This window comes from Cryobacterium sp. MP_M3 (assembly GCF_015752155.1).
Taxonomy (GTDB): Bacteria; Actinomycetota; Actinomycetes; order Actinomycetales; family Microbacteriaceae; genus Cryobacterium.
Genome location: NZ_JADOVI010000026.1, coordinates 1 through 17,648, shown reverse-complemented (window position 1 = coordinate 17,648; position 17,648 = coordinate 1). Strand labels below are relative to the sequence as shown.

Annotated in this window: 15 protein-coding genes and 1 pseudogene; 3 read left to right on the top strand and 13 right to left on the bottom strand. The window is 63.6% G+C overall.

What is annotated here, in order from left to right:
- Positions 1–91: 91 nt before the first annotated feature.
- Positions 92–1,063, top strand: a pseudogene (locus IWX89_RS17490) (Tn3 family transposase); the annotation flags it as partial.
- Between the two features lie 81 nt (positions 1,064–1,144).
- Here IWX89_RS17490 and IWX89_RS17485 read toward each other — a convergent pair.
- From IWX89_RS17485 to IWX89_RS17455, 7 genes are all read right to left on the bottom strand, one after another.
- Positions 1,145–1,699, bottom strand: coding sequence for a hypothetical protein (locus IWX89_RS17485; protein WP_196904816.1), 555 nt, complete (start codon positions 1,697–1,699; stop codon positions 1,145–1,147).
- A 57-nt stretch (positions 1,700–1,756) separates the two neighbouring features.
- On the bottom strand, positions 1,757–2,035 hold the full coding sequence (locus IWX89_RS17480; RefSeq protein ID WP_196904815.1) for a hypothetical protein: 279 nt from the start codon (positions 2,033–2,035) through the stop codon (positions 1,757–1,759).
- A 201-nt stretch (positions 2,036–2,236) separates the two neighbouring features.
- Entirely contained in the window at positions 2,237–2,998 is a 762-nt protein-coding gene (locus IWX89_RS17475) for an ABC transporter permease (protein ID WP_196904814.1), read from the bottom strand.
- Positions 2,995–3,957: an ABC transporter ATP-binding protein gene (locus tag IWX89_RS17470; RefSeq protein WP_196904813.1), complete on the bottom strand. Its 963-nt coding sequence runs from the start codon at positions 3,955–3,957 to the stop codon at positions 2,995–2,997. Before IWX89_RS17470 ends, IWX89_RS17475 begins: the two co-directional genes overlap by 4 nt.
- The gene (locus IWX89_RS17465; protein ID WP_196904812.1) at positions 3,954–4,262 is read right to left on the bottom strand and encodes a PLD nuclease N-terminal domain-containing protein; all 309 of its coding nucleotides are present in this window, start codon (positions 4,260–4,262) and stop codon (positions 3,954–3,956) included. The genes IWX89_RS17470 and IWX89_RS17465 overlap by 4 nt, the downstream gene beginning before the upstream one ends.
- The gene (locus tag IWX89_RS17460; RefSeq protein ID WP_196904811.1) at positions 4,259–5,218 is read right to left on the bottom strand and encodes a DUF1648 domain-containing protein; all 960 of its coding nucleotides are present in this window, start codon (positions 5,216–5,218) and stop codon (positions 4,259–4,261) included. Before IWX89_RS17460 ends, IWX89_RS17465 begins: the two co-directional genes overlap by 4 nt.
- The gene (locus tag IWX89_RS17455) at positions 5,215–5,619 is read right to left on the bottom strand and encodes a PadR family transcriptional regulator (RefSeq protein ID WP_196904810.1); all 405 of its coding nucleotides are present in this window, start codon (positions 5,617–5,619) and stop codon (positions 5,215–5,217) included. The genes IWX89_RS17460 and IWX89_RS17455 overlap by 4 nt, the downstream gene beginning before the upstream one ends.
- 686 nt (positions 5,620–6,305) lie before the next feature.
- Here IWX89_RS17455 and IWX89_RS17450 point away from each other — a divergent pair.
- A complete protein-coding gene (locus IWX89_RS17450; protein WP_196904809.1) occupies positions 6,306–6,752 on the top strand; it encodes a hypothetical protein in 447 nt (148 codons plus the stop codon).
- A 779-nt stretch (positions 6,753–7,531) separates the two neighbouring features.
- On the opposite strand, the gene IWX89_RS17445 is transcribed toward IWX89_RS17450, so the two are convergent.
- The 4 genes from IWX89_RS17445 to IWX89_RS17430 all read right to left on the bottom strand — a co-directional run bounded on the left by IWX89_RS17445 (position 7,532) and on the right by IWX89_RS17430 (position 12,892).
- Positions 7,532–8,665: a DUF6544 family protein gene (locus tag IWX89_RS17445; RefSeq protein WP_196904808.1), complete on the bottom strand. Its 1,134-nt coding sequence runs from the start codon at positions 8,663–8,665 to the stop codon at positions 7,532–7,534.
- A 128-nt stretch (positions 8,666–8,793) separates the two neighbouring features.
- Complete coding sequence (locus IWX89_RS17440) at positions 8,794–11,349, bottom strand: ABC transporter permease (protein ID WP_196904807.1); 2,556 nt, start codon at positions 11,347–11,349, stop codon at positions 8,794–8,796.
- Positions 11,349–12,152, bottom strand: coding sequence for an ABC transporter ATP-binding protein (locus IWX89_RS17435; RefSeq protein ID WP_196904817.1), 804 nt, complete (start codon positions 12,150–12,152; stop codon positions 11,349–11,351). The genes IWX89_RS17440 and IWX89_RS17435 overlap by 1 nt, the downstream gene beginning before the upstream one ends.
- Positions 12,153–12,343: 191 nt before the next feature.
- Positions 12,344–12,892, bottom strand: coding sequence for a TetR/AcrR family transcriptional regulator (locus IWX89_RS17430; RefSeq protein WP_196904806.1), 549 nt, complete (start codon positions 12,890–12,892; stop codon positions 12,344–12,346).
- 1,304 nt (positions 12,893–14,196) lie between these two features.
- Here IWX89_RS17430 and IWX89_RS17425 point away from each other — a divergent pair.
- Entirely contained in the window at positions 14,197–15,381 is a 1,185-nt protein-coding gene (locus IWX89_RS17425; protein ID WP_196904805.1) for an ATP-binding protein, read from the top strand.
- Between the two features lie 30 nt (positions 15,382–15,411).
- Here the strand turns inward: IWX89_RS17425 and IWX89_RS17420 are convergent, their stop codons facing one another.
- The gene (locus IWX89_RS17420) at positions 15,412–15,555 is read right to left on the bottom strand and encodes a hypothetical protein (RefSeq protein ID WP_196904804.1); all 144 of its coding nucleotides are present in this window, start codon (positions 15,553–15,555) and stop codon (positions 15,412–15,414) included.
- 63 nt (positions 15,556–15,618) lie between these two features.
- The gene (locus IWX89_RS17415; protein WP_255548646.1) at positions 15,619–17,556 is read right to left on the bottom strand and encodes a transglycosylase domain-containing protein; all 1,938 of its coding nucleotides are present in this window, start codon (positions 17,554–17,556) and stop codon (positions 15,619–15,621) included.
- Positions 17,557–17,648 lie beyond the last annotated feature (92 nt).

Here is a 17,648-nt window from a genome sequence, read left to right as displayed (position 1 = left end):
AACGCCTACGTGCTGCGGCCATGCTGATCTCTACTTTCAGTGAACCCTCATTTTAAGAGGGCCCACTGTCCGAGATATCCGCGGCAGCTCACACCCCTTCGCGGCGCACTTCGGTGACGGCACCACGTCGTCCTCCGACGGGCAACGGTTCCGCGCCGGGAACTCTGCCGAAGCCACCGGACACATCAACCCCAAGTACGGGTCGGCACCCGGGAGGCTGATCTACACGCACGTCTCCGACCAATACGCGCCGTTCCACAGCCAGCTGGTGAACGTCGGCGTCCGCGACGCGACCTACGTCATCGATGGTCTCCTCCACCACGAATCCGACCTCGACATTCGCGAGCACTACACCGACACCGCCGGCTTCACCGACCACGTCTTCGCCCTCACCCACCTCCTCGGATTCCGGTTCGCACCCCGGATCCGGGACCTCGCCGAAACGCGCCTCTACATTCCCAAGAGCCGTTCCTACCCCAACCTTGATCCCCTCATCGGTGGGACCGTGAACACTGCCCTGATTCGCACCCACTGGCCCGAGATCCTTCGCCTGGCCGCATCGATCAAGACCGGCACAGTGAGCGCCTCGCTCATGCTCCGGAAACTCGGCGCGTATCCGCGGCAAAACAGTCTCGCCCGTGCCCTCCGGGAACTCGGACGGCTCCAACGCACCCGATTCATCCTCGACTGGCTGCAAAGCCCCGACCTGCGCCGCCGCACGACCGCGGGCCTGAACAAAGGCGAAGCCCGCAACGCCCTCGCACGAGCCGTGTTCTTCAACCGGCTCGGAGAAATCCGCGACCGCTCCTTCGAACAGCAGCGGTACCGCACCTCCGGCTTGAACCTCGTCACCGCGGCGATCGTGCTCTGGAACACCGTCTACCTCGACAGGGCCATCCAAGCGCTCCAAAGCGCAGACGCCGGCGTTGACCCTGAGCTGATCCAGCACCTCTCCCCGCTGGGCTGGGAACACATCAACCTCACCGGCAACTACACCTGGCGCAACCCCACCAAACCCGGCCGCTACCGACCACTCCGCTCCCCAGGACGCCGCCAGCCATGAGGAAAACGGAGCACCAAGTACTCCGACGACCAGGAAAAATCGCGCTTACCGTACTCTGAGCTCCGTTTTCTCAAACGCCCCCTAGTTCCTTACGCGCCTTACATTGAAGGACGACGCCGAGGCGCGCAGTAGAAACGCGAAGAGGATTAGGAGTGCACCCGCGAACCACCCTCCAAATGGGGCACCCATCGGAAACCATAGGAGAAGTAGGGCACCGCAAAGAATTAGTATGGCGGCGAGCACTGCGAAGAGGCGCATTCCGTAGAGGAATACGAACGGCAGGTAATGTGCGCCCACGATGATCATGCTTGCCGGGAAGAACAGATTTGGTTTCGTCACTCCCAGCGCAACGGCCACGAGCATTCCTGCAGGGACAGTGAACGCAATCTGGGTCGCAAGCGCCGTCATCGGATGGCCATTGGGCAATGCCGTGGGCCCGCCAGCGGCGCGAAGTGCGAGCGTCGTCAGTGGAAAAATCAGCATCCCACCAAAGAACAGCGTCGCGATCGATGCGGCTGGGGATACCCAACTCGCGATGGCTGCAGCGATCAGCCACAGCGCGCCTGAAACCAACTGTCCTACGAAGCCGCCGCGGTACACACGTCGAACGTCCCCCTGAGCCTCATCAATTCGCATAACGGCATCGTCCCACGAGCCGGCCACCGGCCGTGTCAACGTATTGTGCAGAACGCATCAGCGCTCGCGCATAAGCATTTCTAGGTCAGCCCCTGCGAGCACTTGTCTGACCATCTCAACGGTTAGCCCGCCACGAGCTGCGATTTCATCGACAGATATGTCTTTGCCCGACAGCTCTCGAATCTGTTGCTCAACATCGATGAATCCGGTCTGGCTCTCGGAGAGATTGTGGATTGCTGCCAAGAGCAGACTGTCATCGATGGCTGCAGCCCGGGCCCTAGAGCCGATTTCAGAATGACCATCGTGAAAAGCAAATTTCCAGCTGAGCTCGCCCATGGACTCAGAATATCTCTGGGCGTCCGCTCGCGCGATGAAATCGCCAAGTGAGAACTCATCCGGTCTGTGCGGGAGGGGGATCCTCTTACGGTCATCTCTCACAAGAATTCGGAACTTCAACTACGCCAGCCCACCAAGAAAACGCTGCCTAACGTAGTTGAAGCTCCGAATTCTTGACCGACCCCGGTTAGGTCGGAGCACCTAAAGATCCTTACGATCTAGCACTCGGGCCGCGAGGGCGACGACGACCACTGCGAGTAACAGCGCGGTGAGCGCGGACCACAGTACGTCGACTTGAGCGCCGGTTGCGAGCGCCGCCGACTGCCCGGGAAGACCCGCGGGGGAGTAGTCGCCGAGTGGCTTCCAGATGCCGGCGATCGACAGGAGGACATAGACGCCGAGGCCTGCGCCCGCGGCGCCCGACGTCGAATCGATGAGGGCGGAAAGGAGCGTCATGATCGCGACGAACAGGATGCCGAATACCAGCCACACGAGTGCCGATGACCACAGCGGGCCCGCGGGCGCCGTGCCAAAAACAATCAGGGTGAGCCCCCAGGTCACGAGCGTTCCCGCCGCAACGAGAAGCGTCACAAAAGCGGACTGCACTACGACCTTGGCAACGATGAACGACGCGCGGGAAACCGGCTTGGTGAGTACCAGGACGGCGGTTCCGCTCTTGGCTTCGGCCGAGACGATGCCGCCGTAGATGATGATGAGCGCGAACAGGCCGATCTGCGACAGGTTCTTGATCCACCCGGAGTAGGAGTCGAGATACGTCGACGGCGGGATGAGAATCCCTCCGAGCTGGTCCCCCGCGAACGCGGTCACAATCTCGGGCGTGAACCGGGCCATGACTGGGCCGGTGATGGCGAAGAACAGCAAGATCGTTGGGAGCACCCAGATGCGCCAAGTACGGGGGATCTCCACAGCCTCTTTGCGGGCGAAAATCGCGAAGCCGCTCATCGCTGTACCTGCCCAACGAGTTCAACGAAGACTTCTTCCAGACCCATCTCGCCCGCTTCGAAGCGCGTCAGTCCGAGTCCGCGTGCGGCGACCAGTGCCGGGATGTCGCGCCGGGCTGCGGCGACATCGCAGACCGTGATTTCGATAGTGCCGCCGGTCGAATCCCCGGCCGTCGGCTCGGGACCGGTCGACCCTGTCGACACTGCGTTTGCCCAGACCTGACGTCGAACCTCCTCCGCCAACGCGTCTGCGCCGCTCGTGACTTCCACGAACACCTTCTGCCGCCCGTACCGGGCCTTCAACTCGTGGATGGGCGCCCGCGCGACGATCCGTCCGTGATCGAGAATTGCGACGGTGTCACACACCCGTTCAACATCGCCGAGAATGTGCGTTGAGAAGAAAACGGTTGTACGCCCGCGCAGGGCAGCGATCATGTCGAGGATGTCCTTACGCCCGACCGGGTCGAGCGCACTCGTCGGCTCGTCAAGCAGCAGAAGCCGGGGTGCGTTGATGAGTGCCTGCGCGATACCGAGACGCTGCTTCATGCCCCGTGAGAATCCGCCGATCCTCGCGGTGACGTCGCCGAGTCCGGCCTGGTCGAGGAGCAGCTGCGAGCGCGCGGCGAGGATCTTTTGTTCGATGCCGAACAGCCCGCCGGCGAACCGCAGGAACTCGCCCGCGGTCATCCAGTCATAGAATCCCGGCACATCGGGCAGCACCCCGATTTGAGCCCGTACCGCGTTGCCGGCCGTCTCGACATTTTGTCCCACAATCTTCATGGAACCGCTCGTTGGCTGGGTAAGCCCGGTGAGCAGTCGAAGCATAGTGGTCTTGCCGGCGCCGTTCGCGCCGAGGAAACCGAAGACCGACCCCTCCTCGACTAGGAGATCGACGGAATCCAGCGCAAGCTTGTCGCCGTAGATCTTGGTGAGGCCGGTTGTTTCGATCGCGGCGGTCATCGCTGACCGTCGTTGTATAGGGAGTCGACAACGTCCTCGGCGCGAACTGACGTACCGGTGGATGCCTGCACCGGGGCGCCGGTATCCGCTCGCTTGCGTCCGACCGTCAGGTACAGTACCGCTCCGATAATGTTCGCGAGGAGGATGACTGCTACCCAGACCCACTTGTTGCCGGATTGCACCTGCGCGACGGGTCGGCGGTAGAGATCGACCAGAGCGAGCACGTCGAGGGTGACCTGAATGACGGCGACAGCGGCGAGCACGAGGATGGCCCAGGCAGGCAGATCGGACAGATTGGCGTTCATCGAACGCGTCCTTTCGGTTGTTGTGATTGCGGTGGTGGTGCTAAGTGAAAGTCGCGCCGCTGCTCGGCCCGACGGCCGATACGGGACATCACGACGAGCAGACCGAGGGGGAGTGCGAGCGCGCACAGGAAACCGACAAGCGTGGGCCAGAGCCCATGACCACCGTCGACGGTGTAAATGGTCTGGGCGAGTATGGCGGAGGCAAAGAGCACCCCGGACAGGCTGAGCGCCGAGGCACCGACGCGGTTGAATGTGGGGCGCCGTCGCACGTGAACCCAGCCCGCCAGCACAACGGGAATCCCGGCGATCGCGGAAACCAGGAGCAGGGCCGACTCACGGGTCCCGTACTCGTCAACCTCGCCCAGGAGCCCCCAATGAGTGGGCACCATGGCGGGGAGGTTCGCCCAGCTGAGCGCCGCGACCGTGGCGAAGCCGACCAGCGCCGCCAGGGGACCGACGAAGGATACGTCGACCGCTCGCGGCGGAACTGCAGCGAAGGGTATGTCCTCGTCGTCAGGGCGCACGGCGTGGAGGTGGACGGCGATGGCGCCGAAGTTGATCGTCCAGCCGATGCCCAGCGCCTTCGGAACGAGCACGTGGCGATCAAGAGGATTCCACGAACGGCTCGCGTAACGCTCCGAGGTGGGGGACCGCAGGTCGAATGGCACCCCCAAAACCCGGCCGGCACCCCAGCGTGATGGCTTAACGGCGAAGGCGGCGGCCAAGGACTCAGGGCTGCCGAGCTCGAGCAGCACACGCTCAGCGTCGGCCGGGAGGCCAGGTGTGCCCGCGAGGCGGTCGAGGACATGATCGCGAAGATCACCGACCGCGTCGGCCGGCAAGTGAATGCCCGTTGAACGGGCCGCGGCGGTGAGCCGAGCGAAGAAATCATCGGTGACTGTGACAGTTGCCGGGACAAATTCGTGGGGGAAAGAGGGGACTTGTGGGGTGATCATTGGAAGGTCTCCGGGGGCGCTGCTGGGTTCGGTAGACGTTCGGTTTTCAAATCGATTGTCCGTTCGACGAGCGGAAGGAGGCTGTCCATGGCGTCCTTCATGTCCTCCCATGCCTGGGTAAGGCCGCCGAAAGCGCCCTCTCCCTCGGCCGAGAGGCGATAGTACTTGCGCGGCGGACCGACGGGGGACTCACGCCAGACCGAGGTGATGAGCCCAGATTTCTTAAGTCTAGAAAGTAGCGGATAGGCGGTCCCGGCCGTGATCGCCAGGCCGGGGTATGCGCCCAGACGGTCGACGATTTCGGCGCCGTACGCCTCGTGGCGCCGGACGAGCGCGAGAATGGCCAATTCCACTACTCCCTTGCGGAGCTGGGAGGGGATGGTTTCGTTGTCTACTGCCATACGCAGTCCACCTCCATCCTTAATATTTTCTGCTCTTCTGGCAAGACCAGGTTCCTTGTATAACAAGGTACACCCTGGCGAGAGTTGTGGGTGACGGTGGTGCCGTCGGAACTGTGAACTGGTGCCGCCCTGTCTCATTGTCTTCGCTGCCGGACGAGATCGATTTGTCGGATGGTTGTCCGGCTGAGCGCCCAGTTGGCTCACCACGTTCCGGGCGTGTTTCGTCTCAGAACGACGTCAGCCACGTAGGTGGCGAATCGTGCTGGTTCGTCCGGGTATGGGTGGTGGCCTGAGCACTCGAACCGGGTGAGGTATTTGCTTGGCGAGGACAGTGCCGTCAACCACTGTTGGGCGCGCACGGCACTCCCTGGCGCCTCGTCGGCAGCTTCGACGAGGACGGCGACCAATGGTTTCGTGCCGCCGGCATCGCCGTCGGTCTTCCGGGCCGAATCCCCGGCGGCGCCGGATGGCGCACCCTCGGTGCATCCGCCGGGAGAAAGAACAAAGGGAAGTCTCTCCCGACCGGGTATTCGTTCCTGCACTCGGCCACCGATGACCAAGTCACCCATCGACCGCTACGGCGCTGCAGCCTGATCGCGCCCACAGTTTGCCTCATGCTTACGAACGGGTTCTCGTTAGCGCTGTGACAATCGTCGGAGGGAACGCTTGAGGTTTATGCTCAGAGCATGAAGCTCAGCATTTCTGCAGCAGTGCTACGCGGCATCCTGATTGGACTGCTTCTTTTCGGCGCGGTATCGGCGTTCGGCGGCGGGGTCCTAGGTGCGGCGTTGGACGGCGGCGGCGTCCCCCTTAGCTACCTGGACGGTACCCCGTTCACGGACTACCTCGTGCCGGGACTCGTGCTCGGCGCCGTCATTGGTGGTACCCAGCTGGCGGGCGCGATCGGGCTGCTGCGCCGCACCAGTTGGGCGCTCATCGCAACGGTCGTCGCTGGCTTCGGAATGATGATCTGGATCTTTGTGGAGATCGCTCTGATCCGGCAGTACTCGGACCTGCAGTCGATCTACTTCACCCTCGGCGCCCTGGAACTCATCCTCGTGTATGCCCTTCTGGGGCTCGCCTCGACTCTCGTGCGCGGACTCGTGCCGGCTCAGGATCGCGTTTCGCGGTAGCGTCGGCGCCAGCGTTTGTGGATGGAATTGTGGTGTCCGCCGAGTAACCTAGTCTCGCCCTTTTCACGTAGTTAGGGCTAGAGGCCCGCAACGGCGCTCGTGTGCACATCGCCGCACCATCTAGCGTGCGGGAAGTCAATCGGGCGGCACAGTCGCACGGCATGCAGTTCGCTGACTTGGTGGCGCCAATGGTGGCACCGGTCGCCATGCTGACTAGATGGCCGACGAGATTGCCGGTCAACGAGGTTGCGTCGAATCGTCCCTCGCCGATGAGTGCGACATCAACCCGGGCCGCATACGCCGCGTTGCAGGCGAGAGCCGAGATGCATTCGGCGCCAGGCAGATGGATGTGCCCCGCGGCGCCGGGAACCCGAAGGCGGCGCAACCGGCCGCTCCGTTGCAAGGCACGGCATGTAGCCCGTCGCGCTCACCCGAGCCGACCCCTTCAGGCAGCGCGACTTGCTCGGACTTGGAGCCCCTCGAGCGCCCTGAGACTGTTGATGGGGCCAGCACATCGCGCTGGTTCGTCCAGGTTTGGTTTGTGGCTTGAGCGCTCGAAACGGTTGAGATGTTTGCTTGGCGAGGACAGTGCCGTTTACCACTGGCGGGCGAGCACTGCACGCCCTGGAGCCTCGAGGGCGGCTTCGATGAGGTATATGGCCATTTCAACTTGGAGCAAATCCTGGCGGGGCAAGACGACCGCTGGTCGTGGTCGGCCGCCGGGGTGTAGTTGTCCCAGCCCTGGGTGGTTGCCTCTTGATTGCGACAAACATCCGGCCTCAGTGACCACTGGAGGGGTTGTAGGTGATGTCGTCGAGGTTGTATTCGAGATAGGCGAATTGGCCCTGGGGGGCGGTGGTGTGCCAGCGGCCTTCTCCGCGGGTGGCGAGTCGTCGGGTGTCGAAGTCGCGGTAGTCGCTTACGGGCGTTGACCAACGTTGCGGGGTGAACGTGGCGCCGTCGTGGGAGGTGCTCATTCGGTCGTCGGAGACGAAGTCGACCAGGTCGCCGTTGTGAAAGAGCAGGTCGGCGGTCACGGTCTGAGCGCCGTTGGTGAATATCCCGCGAACCTGGTTGTCGTCGATGGGTTCCCAGACGATAGGTGCGTCGATGAGCGCGGCGGGAGCCAGGATGCACATGTCGTTGAACAGGGTCACGGTCTCGGCCCGGTCCATGTCTGGCCCCGAGGCGTTGACCATCCGTACCAGCGAGCACAGCTTGACGCGCATGCTGGCTGCTCGGCCGACGAAGACGTGGAGGACGTCGACTGGTAGGCCAAACATGCTGGCGTCCATCCAGAACAACCGGCTCGTAGCGCGTCCGTAGGTGTTGACCTGCTCGCCGGTATAGGTCATCCACCGCGAGGTCGCTCCGGCGCGGATCCGGCCATGAATTCGGGCGTGCAGGGACAACACCTTGGGCTGGCCCACAGCACCGGACCGGCGGACGTGCTCAGCGACCGGCCCCGGCAAGTGTGCCAGGTCGGCCTCGGTCACGACCGGGCCCGCGTCCTGGTCGGGTTCACGAAGAGCGGTCTCGATGCGACGCTGGTACTCGGCGCGGTAGCTCGTCGGGCCGTTGGAGACGAACGCGTATCCCAGCGCAGTAAGCAGCAGGAGATTCGCCAGTGTGCCGGCCTTGGCGTCGCTCCAGGATGTCAGAATCACTGCTTGTGAAATGAGGACGCCGACAAGTCCGGCGACCCACCACTTCCGTTTGCGGGCTGCGAGCAGCACCCCGGTCGTCACGATCACGAGCGCGGCGATCAGCCAGGCAGTCCCGATTGCCGGTTGGATTGGCTCGGCTAGTGTGGTCACCTCGGCCCAGCCAAGCCCTTTGGCCGCGCCGAGTAGGTGGATCAAACCGTGTGCGACCAGGATCAGGGCGACGAACCAGCGCATGATTGCGTTCATTGGTGCGTCTCCTGAATCGTGCACACCGAATGGGGTTCGACGATGGTTCGCCGGGTGGCTGACATGGTGCGGGACTTCCGTTTTCTTGAGGGTTGGGTCTGAATTGGGATCATTGTCGGGTCAGCTCGTCAGTCGGAGGCAACGGCGTCGAGAACAGGCAAGCGCGCGGCGCGCGATGCCGGCCACAGTGCGGCCAGAATGCCGACGACGACGGCCAGGACGAGCATCTCGGCGAGTTGTGCCCAGGGAATGGCGAGGGTGGTCAGGCCGACCCCGTCAAACACGGTCGGCATCACTGCTGCGACGGCGACCCCGAGAACAACTCCGATGACGGTGCCGAACACGGCGGTCAGGACACTCTCGATGGTGATGATTCCGGCGAGCTGGAGCCGGCCGAGGCCGACGGCGCGCATAAGACCGATTTCCCGGGTCCGCTCAATCACCGACAGGGCCAACGTATTGACGATGCCGAGGATGGCGATGATGATCGACAGCCCGAGTAGCGCGTACAGGATGACGAGGATCTGGTTGACTTGGCTGGCGAGCTGCCCGGCGAAGTCTTCAGTGTCGAGGACGGAGAGCACCACGTAGGGTGACGCGACCTCGGTGAGGTCTGCGCGCAATTCTGCCGCTGTCACACCCGGTGCTGCCGTGATGAGCAGATCTTCGACAGTTGTCTGCGCAGGTTCGATGATCGTGGCAAAGAGCACGTCGGAGACGATGATCGGCGAGCGGAAGAGCCTGGTATCAACAATCGCGCCGATCCGGGCGCCGATGGTTCCCGTTCGAGAGGGGAAGGTGACCTCGTCTCCGAGGTGCCAGCCACGGTCTGCCGCGATGGCCTTCTGGACGGCGATCTGGCCGTGCGCGAGTGTGTCCAGGGCGCCGGTGACAGTATCGATCGTGACGCTGCGGCCAAAAGCGCCCACAGGCAGACCAACCACCATGAGGGGATTCTCCGCAGATGCCGTTTCGCCTGGCCCCGTGGTCACGGCCGGGCCGTACGTGACCACGTCGACAGCGTTGACGGAGGCCAAGGTCCGGGTGTCGGCCAGCGCGCCGATCGGCACGTTGCCGGTTGCGGACTGAATGGAGAAGTCCGAGCTCCAGCCGTCGTCGACAATAGCGCGGGTGGAAGCGGTCGCTGAGGCAGCCAGGACCGAGGCCGCCCCAACCAGTGCCATGCCGATCATCAACGCGCTGGCGGTGTTCGCTGTCCGTCGAGGATTGCGGACAACGTTCCCGCGGGCCAACCTGCCCAGCGGCCTGACCGTGGCGACAAACACCGCGGCCAGCACGCCGAGGGTATAGCGGACAAGAAACGGGGCCAGCAACAGCGTCCCCAGCATGAGCAGGCCCGCGCCGACGCCGACCATCGCAGACCCGTGGTCGTCGGGAGCGAGCACCGCTACGACCAGACCTGCTGCACCGGTTGCCGTGAGGATGCCGCCCACAATGCTGCGCGCGAGAAGGGACCTCTCCGGCGCGGTCGCCTCGCGCATGGCCTCAATTGGTGCGGTGAGGGCTGCGCGGCGGGCAGGAAAGGCTGCCGCCCCGACGGCCACGACGGTCCCCAAGAGCAGGGAGATGACCACGGTCTGTGCGTCGAGCGGGGTGGACCCGGACAGGTCCATGCCGACCTGCGCGAAGCCGACCCGGAGCAGTGAAACAAGGCCGAGACCGCCGCCGATGCCGATGGCCGATCCGAGCAGACCCACGACAGTGGCCTGGATCAGGATGGACGCGAATACCTGGGTCGGTGAGGCTCCCACGGCGCGCAACAGCGCGAACTCGCGTGTGCGTTGGCGTACCAACATGGAGAACGTGTTGGAGATGATGAAGGCCCCGACGAACAGTGAGATGCCGGCGAATACGAGCATGAACGCGAGCACGAATCCGAGCTGACTCTCGATGTCCGTGCGCGCCTCGGCACGCATCGCGTCGCCGGTAAGGGCCTCAGCCCGGGCAGCCTTGTCGCGAACGAGCTCGGGGGTCAGGTTCTCGACCAGGTCTGCCTCGGTCACTCCAGGGTTCGCATACACGGCGATCGTGGCAACCATACCGTCCGCAGCGTAGGCGGCTGTCGCTGACGGGACGTCGAGGAAGACAATCGTGGCCCCGGCCATCGGGGCTCCCTTTGAGATTTCGCCGGTGACCCGCACGGTCCGAATCACTCCGGCCACGACGACTTTCGTCTGGTCTCCTAGCGTCAACTTGGACGCCCGCAGGGTCGCGGACTCGAGCCCAATCTCGGTCGGCCCGCTTGGGGCGCGACCGGCGACAACCGTGACCGTGGTGTCATTGGGGTGCAGTGCCATGCCGAAGCTGGGTGACCGGGTGCCTGCGGTGCCGTCCTTGCCGACGAGCACGATGGGGCCCGAGATCTCAGCGAACGCCTTGGCCACACCGTGCACCCCCGCAATCTGGGTGGCGAGGGACGTCGGGACGGTGTTGCGGGTCTCGCCGGTAGTCCCGGTCGTGGTGTAGCCGGCTACAGGCTCGGTTCCGCGCACGTACGCGTCGCCGGCCATGGAGGAGTCGACGATCCCGAAGAAGGTGGAGGTCATCATGGTGCGCAAGGAGAAGGTGCCTGCTACGAAGGCCACGCCCAGGGAAACGGCCAGGATCGACAGGATGAACCGCACCAGGTGGGCGCGAATCCCCCGTAGTGCCACGCGGCGCATCAGAAGCCAATCGGGGCGAGCGCGACAGAGTCGTCGGTGGCATCGGTCGTGGGCGTAGCGTCGAGGCTGCCGAGGACCTCAAGAACGGATGCCTGGGTTGGGTTGATGAGTTCCTCGACGAGTCGCCCGTCGGCCAGGAAGAGAACCCGATGAGCGTAGGTGGCGACGCGGGGGTCATGTGTGACCATGACGACACTCTGGCCGAGATCATCGACGGACCGGCGCAGGAATCCCAACAACTCGGCGGAAGACCTCGAGTCAAGGTTGCCGGTGGGTTCATCGGCAAAGATCACGGCAGGTTTGGCGACCAGTGCCCGGGCGCACGCGACGCGCTGCTGCTGCCCGCCGGAGAGTTCGCTGGGGCGGTGGTGCAGACGGGTCTCGAGCCGCACAGCGGCGACGATCGCATCGAAGTGAGCGCGGTCGACCGGGCGGCGGGCGATGTCCAGCGGCAGCGTGATGTTCTCCGCCGCGGTGAGCGTCGGGACGAGGTTGAACGCCTGGAAAATGAACCCCAGCCGCATCCGGCGGAGCTTCGTCAACTGGCGCTGGTTCATCCGGCGGACGTCCTCGCCGTCGATCATCACGCTGCCCGACGTGACGGTATCCAGCCCGGCCATGCAGTGCATGAGGGTCGACTTGCCCGATCCGGACGGGCCCATGATTGCGGTCAGCTCACCACGGTCGAAGTCCACATCGATGCCCGCCAGAGCCTGCACCGCCGTATCACCCTTGCCATACGTTTTCACCAGGCCACGCGCCGAGGCGATCGCAGACGAGGGGATTGGGGTAGCCGATCGCATGTAGTGCGGTTTGGTGATCGAATTGGTGGTCATGTTCTTCCTGTCTCGGGGTGGAATGGGCTAGTCGTGCTGGGGTGACCGACTAGTAAACGAGCGTGCTCGAACCGCGCGAGCGCTATGCGGCGCAGGCGCGTTGGAACAACGCCGACGTTGGACGGCGTGTTGTGAAGGGGAGTACAGGCGGACGGACGTTAGCGGGCGGCTGTTCCGTAACGGGTAAGGATCAAATCAACGGCCGCGCGTGCGTAGCCGGCGGCGATGGGCTCACCCGTGATCAGGAGGCAGAAATACAACGGCCCGACGAGCGATTTGAGAACGAAGTCGGCATCCGTATCGATGGCCAACTCACCCGTGGCAATTCCGCGCTCGACGGCGGCACGCCAGTGCTCCTGGTTCGGCTTGATGATCAGATCGCGATAGCTGGTGGCGAGCACCGGATCGGCCGCCATCTCTGCCACCAGACCGGGCAATACCCGCCCCAGCGGTGTATGGGTCAAGCTATCGATCAATTGTTCGGTGAGGGCGACTAGGTCGTCGGCGGCACTTCCGGAATCCTTATCCTTCCCGGGACGCATTTGGGTCACCATCGCCTCGACGACGAGCTGGGATTTCTGTGACCACCGTCGATAGATGGCGGGCTTGCTCACTCCCGCACGCCGCGCAACTTCCGCCACGGACACACGAACGTAGCCGACCTCGGAAAGCAACTGAATCGTGGCCCGCAGGATCGCCTGATCCATGTCCGGGTCGCGAGGGCGCCCGATGTCGCTGCCACGACCACCGGGACGGCGTGGCGCCATCAGAGAATCTGACACTAGAACCAACTCTCTATTACGTTTCTATCTATAACGTAACACGGCGAACTGCGTTACGCAACTGACCGTTACGGAACCGGGCGGGATAATTCCTGCGCCGATTCTTCCTCGTGCCCACACGGCGCACTTGTGGGTGGGACGAGGAGATGTGCGTAGCGCTACGATTTCTTCGCCCCCGACCGGTCACCGGCCGCAGGGGCTTAGTCGTTCGCGCTTAGGTCCAGCGGCAGATCGGTCGGCGGTGGAGCCCACATTCGATCTCATCCAAGGAACTGAAGACGTCATATCTCTCCGCTGCGGAAGTCACCGCCGCGCTCAACCTTCGAGACCTCTCCAACCCGGACCAAGGTCACCACGCTATGCAGACGTTGCTCGGCGACGTCACATCCGCCCTTGCGGGTGCGTGGAATATTCCCGCCGAGACAGTACGGCAAAGCCCGCTGGTGGCTGTCTCCGATAACTACGACAAGCTGGGCTTCGCCCCACAGGCAGTCACCAGAGACCAGAGACCAGAGACCAGAGACCAGAGACCAGAGACCAGAGACCAGAGATACTTGCACTAGGCGAGTCCCACGGTGATGCTTCGTAGCTTTCATATCCGCATCGATTCCAGCCCTGCTGCGCGGGCTGCACACGACTCATGCGCCTCCCGCGCCTACTCGGCGGCGATTTCGCGATATCCGGCCGCCCTCTCGAGACAGTTATCGCCAAGAAAGCGGTCACTGTCCTTCAATGCGGTGTGACGAACACCAGATAGCGGGACTTCCTGGATCTGAGCAGCCTGACTGCAACCCTCAACGTTCCGGGCGGGAGACCTCCGCACAACGGCAGAAGGCGTCGCTCGGCATCGCGGAGTGAGCCTCGGCCCCTCACGGACGTGACCGCCGGTTACGGAACTATCGCGCAACCGACGTAGTCGGCGTGGCGACGTAGGTGCGAACTCGACAGCCGATGCCGTGAAGTGTTCGGGGACCAGCTCGCCGAGGTGATCGCTTTCATCAACCCCGTGTACTCGGGCGCAGCCGGCGAGGACACGGTGTGGAACTCAAAGGTCCGCGAACGGGGAGCTGCGGGCGGAAATGGGTTCAGCCGCCTGCGCGCATGTCTGTGTGAGATCGCCCCCCTCGCGGCGAGGTGGCCGGCTGTCCGCAACTTTAGGTTTACCGCTTTATAGAGACTTCTATGATCGAGTAAACGATTCGCTTACTCGGGACTATATTGTTTTAGTTATGGATCTTGCGACGAACCCCTTCAAGCCTGGCGCCGGGCGGGTGCCACCGGTTCTTGCCGGCCGTTCCGATCTACTCAGTGAATTCCGCAATCGGCTCTACCAGGCACGGGAAACGGGGGAGGGGGAACGACCCTGGATCCTCTCCGGGCTCCGCGGAGTGGGTAAGACCGTGTTGCTCAATCAACTCGGACGCGATGCGGCCGAACTCAAGCTGATCTTTATCAAGGTTGAGGCCGCGAGTAGTAAGCCCTTGGCCGTCGCTTTGGCCAAGGAGCTCCACCTCGCACTTCGACGAGTTCTCTCAAGCTCTGACCGTGCCAAAGCGCTCTGGTCCAAAGCCGCCAGCGTGCTGCGTTCATTCCAAGTGCGTGTCGACCCATCAGGGACCTACTCCTTCACCGTCGACGTTGAACCTGAACGCGGCGTGGCCGACAGCGGAGATCTCGCCGTTGATCTCCAGGAACTCCTGGAAACCATTGGGCTTGCTGCGCGTGAGGCCAACACGGTCATTCTGTTGGCCGTCGATGAACTCCAAGAAGCGTCGTCCGAGGATCTCGCTGCCCTCAACGTGGCCTTGCATAATCTCGGCCAGGACATCTTCCCCGTTCCGGTCGTCTTCGTCGGAGCGGGGTTGCCGTCCCTACCCGCCGTGCTCGCCGATGCGACCAGCTACGCGGAGCGCCTCTACGACTACCGACAGATCGGGTTGCTCGACACCATCGCAACCTCTGACGCCCTCACTGCGCCGGCGCGTGCCATCGGAGTCGCGTGGGAGGCCGACGCCCTGGACGCGGCGGTGACGGCTACCGGGGGATACCCCTATTTCATTCAAGCCTGTGGAAGCCATGTCTGGGCCGTGCGGGCCACGGACACCATCACTCTTCAAGACGCTGAGATTGGCATCGAGTCAGCACGGACTGAAGTAGAACAAGGTCTCTACCAATCCAGATGGGAGCGGGCCACCCCGACCCAGCGGGCCTTCATGTCCGCGATGGCCATCGACAAAGACACCCCCTCATCAATGGCCGAACTCGTGACCCGGCTCCGAAAAAAGCGCACCACGGATCTCTCCGTCAACCGCCGAGACTTGATCCGGAGCGGTCACATCTACACGCCCGAACGCGGTTTCGTCGCCTTCACCGTGCCCGGCATGGCCGACTTCATCGCCAAACAAGTCGAATAGCCACCGAGACAGCCGAGCCGACGGCCGCACCTACCCGTGAGCAATAAACGACCGTGCCGCCGCAATGATTTTCGGGCCGATTGCGTCCAGCGGCTCAGCACGTAATAGGGAAGCGGGTGGCTGGTCACCCAGTTCGGGATTCAGTCCTTGGAACCACGCCTGGACTGTCTTCATGCTCACACGTTCGATCACGTGAAGCCTGACGAACCCTGCGGGGCGGCCCCGGCCGGGGCCGGGTCAGCCCGAAGCGGTCGGTTTGGGCGTGGGGATTCGGGAGCCGTTGCTCGTGTAGAGGGAGATCGTGGCCCCGCGTGGCGCTGTGCCGGACGGTTCCGTTGCCGAGACGAGTCCGGCGGGGAGGTCTGAATCTTGTTGACCGGCGTCCGTGACTCCGAAGCCGGCCGCCTCGAGAATGCGGCGTGCGTCTTCCGGGGACTTGCCCTTCACCTCCGGGATGTCTGCCCGCGAGACGCGTAAGGCGGACGTATCGGGTTCAGCGAATGCGCCCCCGCCCCAGGCGTCGTCAGCGACTTTCATGATTCGCGGCCAGATGCGGTGCCGGGCGGTCGCCGCCTGGCCGCTGTCGAACCTCAGATTGCGCAGGTTGGCCTCGCCGGTGACGTTGCCGACCCACACGGCGGTCGCCGCCTTCGCGCTGGCCCCGATCATCCAGGTGTCATTGGCGGAGTCGGTCGTTCCGGTCTTACCGATGTGGGGCACGCCAGTTCCCGTATTTGAGGCCGTGGCCGTTCCACCGCCCGCGAACGTCTGCTGCATCGCGTATGCCATGGCATTGGCGACAGCAGCCGGCACTGCCTGCTTGCAGTCCGGGGCCGGACGCGCAACTTCCTTGTCGAAACGGTCAACGATCCGGTCAATGGCGGTCGGTGGACACGTCACTCCGCCGTTGGCGATCCCGGCGAAGGCCTCGGCCATCGTGAGTGGAGCGACCTCTTGGGTGCCGAGCACGTCCGACGGGAACATTTCCAGCGGATCGTCGTCAGCCCGGTGCACTCCGAAAGATTGCGCCAGCTCCTTGATCTTGCACAGGTCGAGCTGGCTCGCCATCGCCACGAAACTGGAGTTGACCGACCACTTCGTCGCGTCGATGGCATTGCTGGCGATGCGCCCGTCGTCGTTGCGGGGCGCGAAGTTTCCGTTCCAGTCGCCGTCGCAACTGTTGGTGAAATGGGTGAAGGTGCGCCGGCGCCCGTCGAAGTTCTCGCGCAGTGAATGCCCCGCGTTGACCCACTCCCCGAGGGTGAACACCTTATAGGTGGACCCAGGCTGGAACCCGCTGGATCCGCCGTAGTCAATGTCGGTGTTGTAGTTCACGGATGACCATGACGGCCCGTTCGCGTTCAGCACCTCCGGGTCGTTGCTGAACGTCTTGTTCTGGGCCATCGCCACGATCCGGCCGGTGCCCGGCTGCACCGTCACAGCCGTGGCGCCCACGTCGAAGCGCGAGTCCGTGCTGGGCACATTCTCGTTAATGGCGGCTTCGGCTGCGGCCTGCAACCCGAGGTCAAGACTTGTGTAGATGTCCAGCCCGCCTCGGCGGAGCTTCTCAATACGTTTGTCTGCGGTGGCGCCGAAGGCCGCGTCGGCGCGGATGCTCCAGTAGACGTAGTCGCAGAAGAAGCCCGCCCCGCCGGCCGCCTCGCAACCGGTGGTCGGCGCCGTGATGGTTGGCACGACCGGTGCCGCGATCGCCGCCGCATACTGCTCCGCCCCGATCTTCTGGTAGGTGAGCATCTTGTGGAGGATGTAGTCGCGCCGGGACTTATTGTCGGCGTAACCGTTGGCTGCGCCGTTCTTCACACTGCCCGGACGGTCAAGCCGGAACTTCTCGGGATAGTTCACGATCGCCAGCAAACTCGCCGCCTGCTCGAGCGTGAGGTCCTTGGCGCTGACACCGCCAAAATAGTACTTGCTGGCCGCCTCGATCCCGTAGACGGTTCCACCGAAGTAGGCGATGTTGAGGTAGCCGGCGAGGATCTGCGTTTTCGTGTACTTCTTCTCCACACCAATCGCCAGGCGCATCTCCTTGAGTTTCCGATCCGGGGTCGGCTCGGTTGCCGCGTCAACGGCATCCTCTCTCTCTTTCATCGTCTTCGCGCTCATCACCGCGTTCTGCACCTGCACGTTTTTCACGTACTGCTGGGTAAGGGACAATACCGTTCAGTTAAGCTTGCCCGTGTTACGTTGGGGGTATGGCGCGTACGGGGTGGGTGAAGCCGGTCTCTGATCGCCGGTTGTCGGATTTG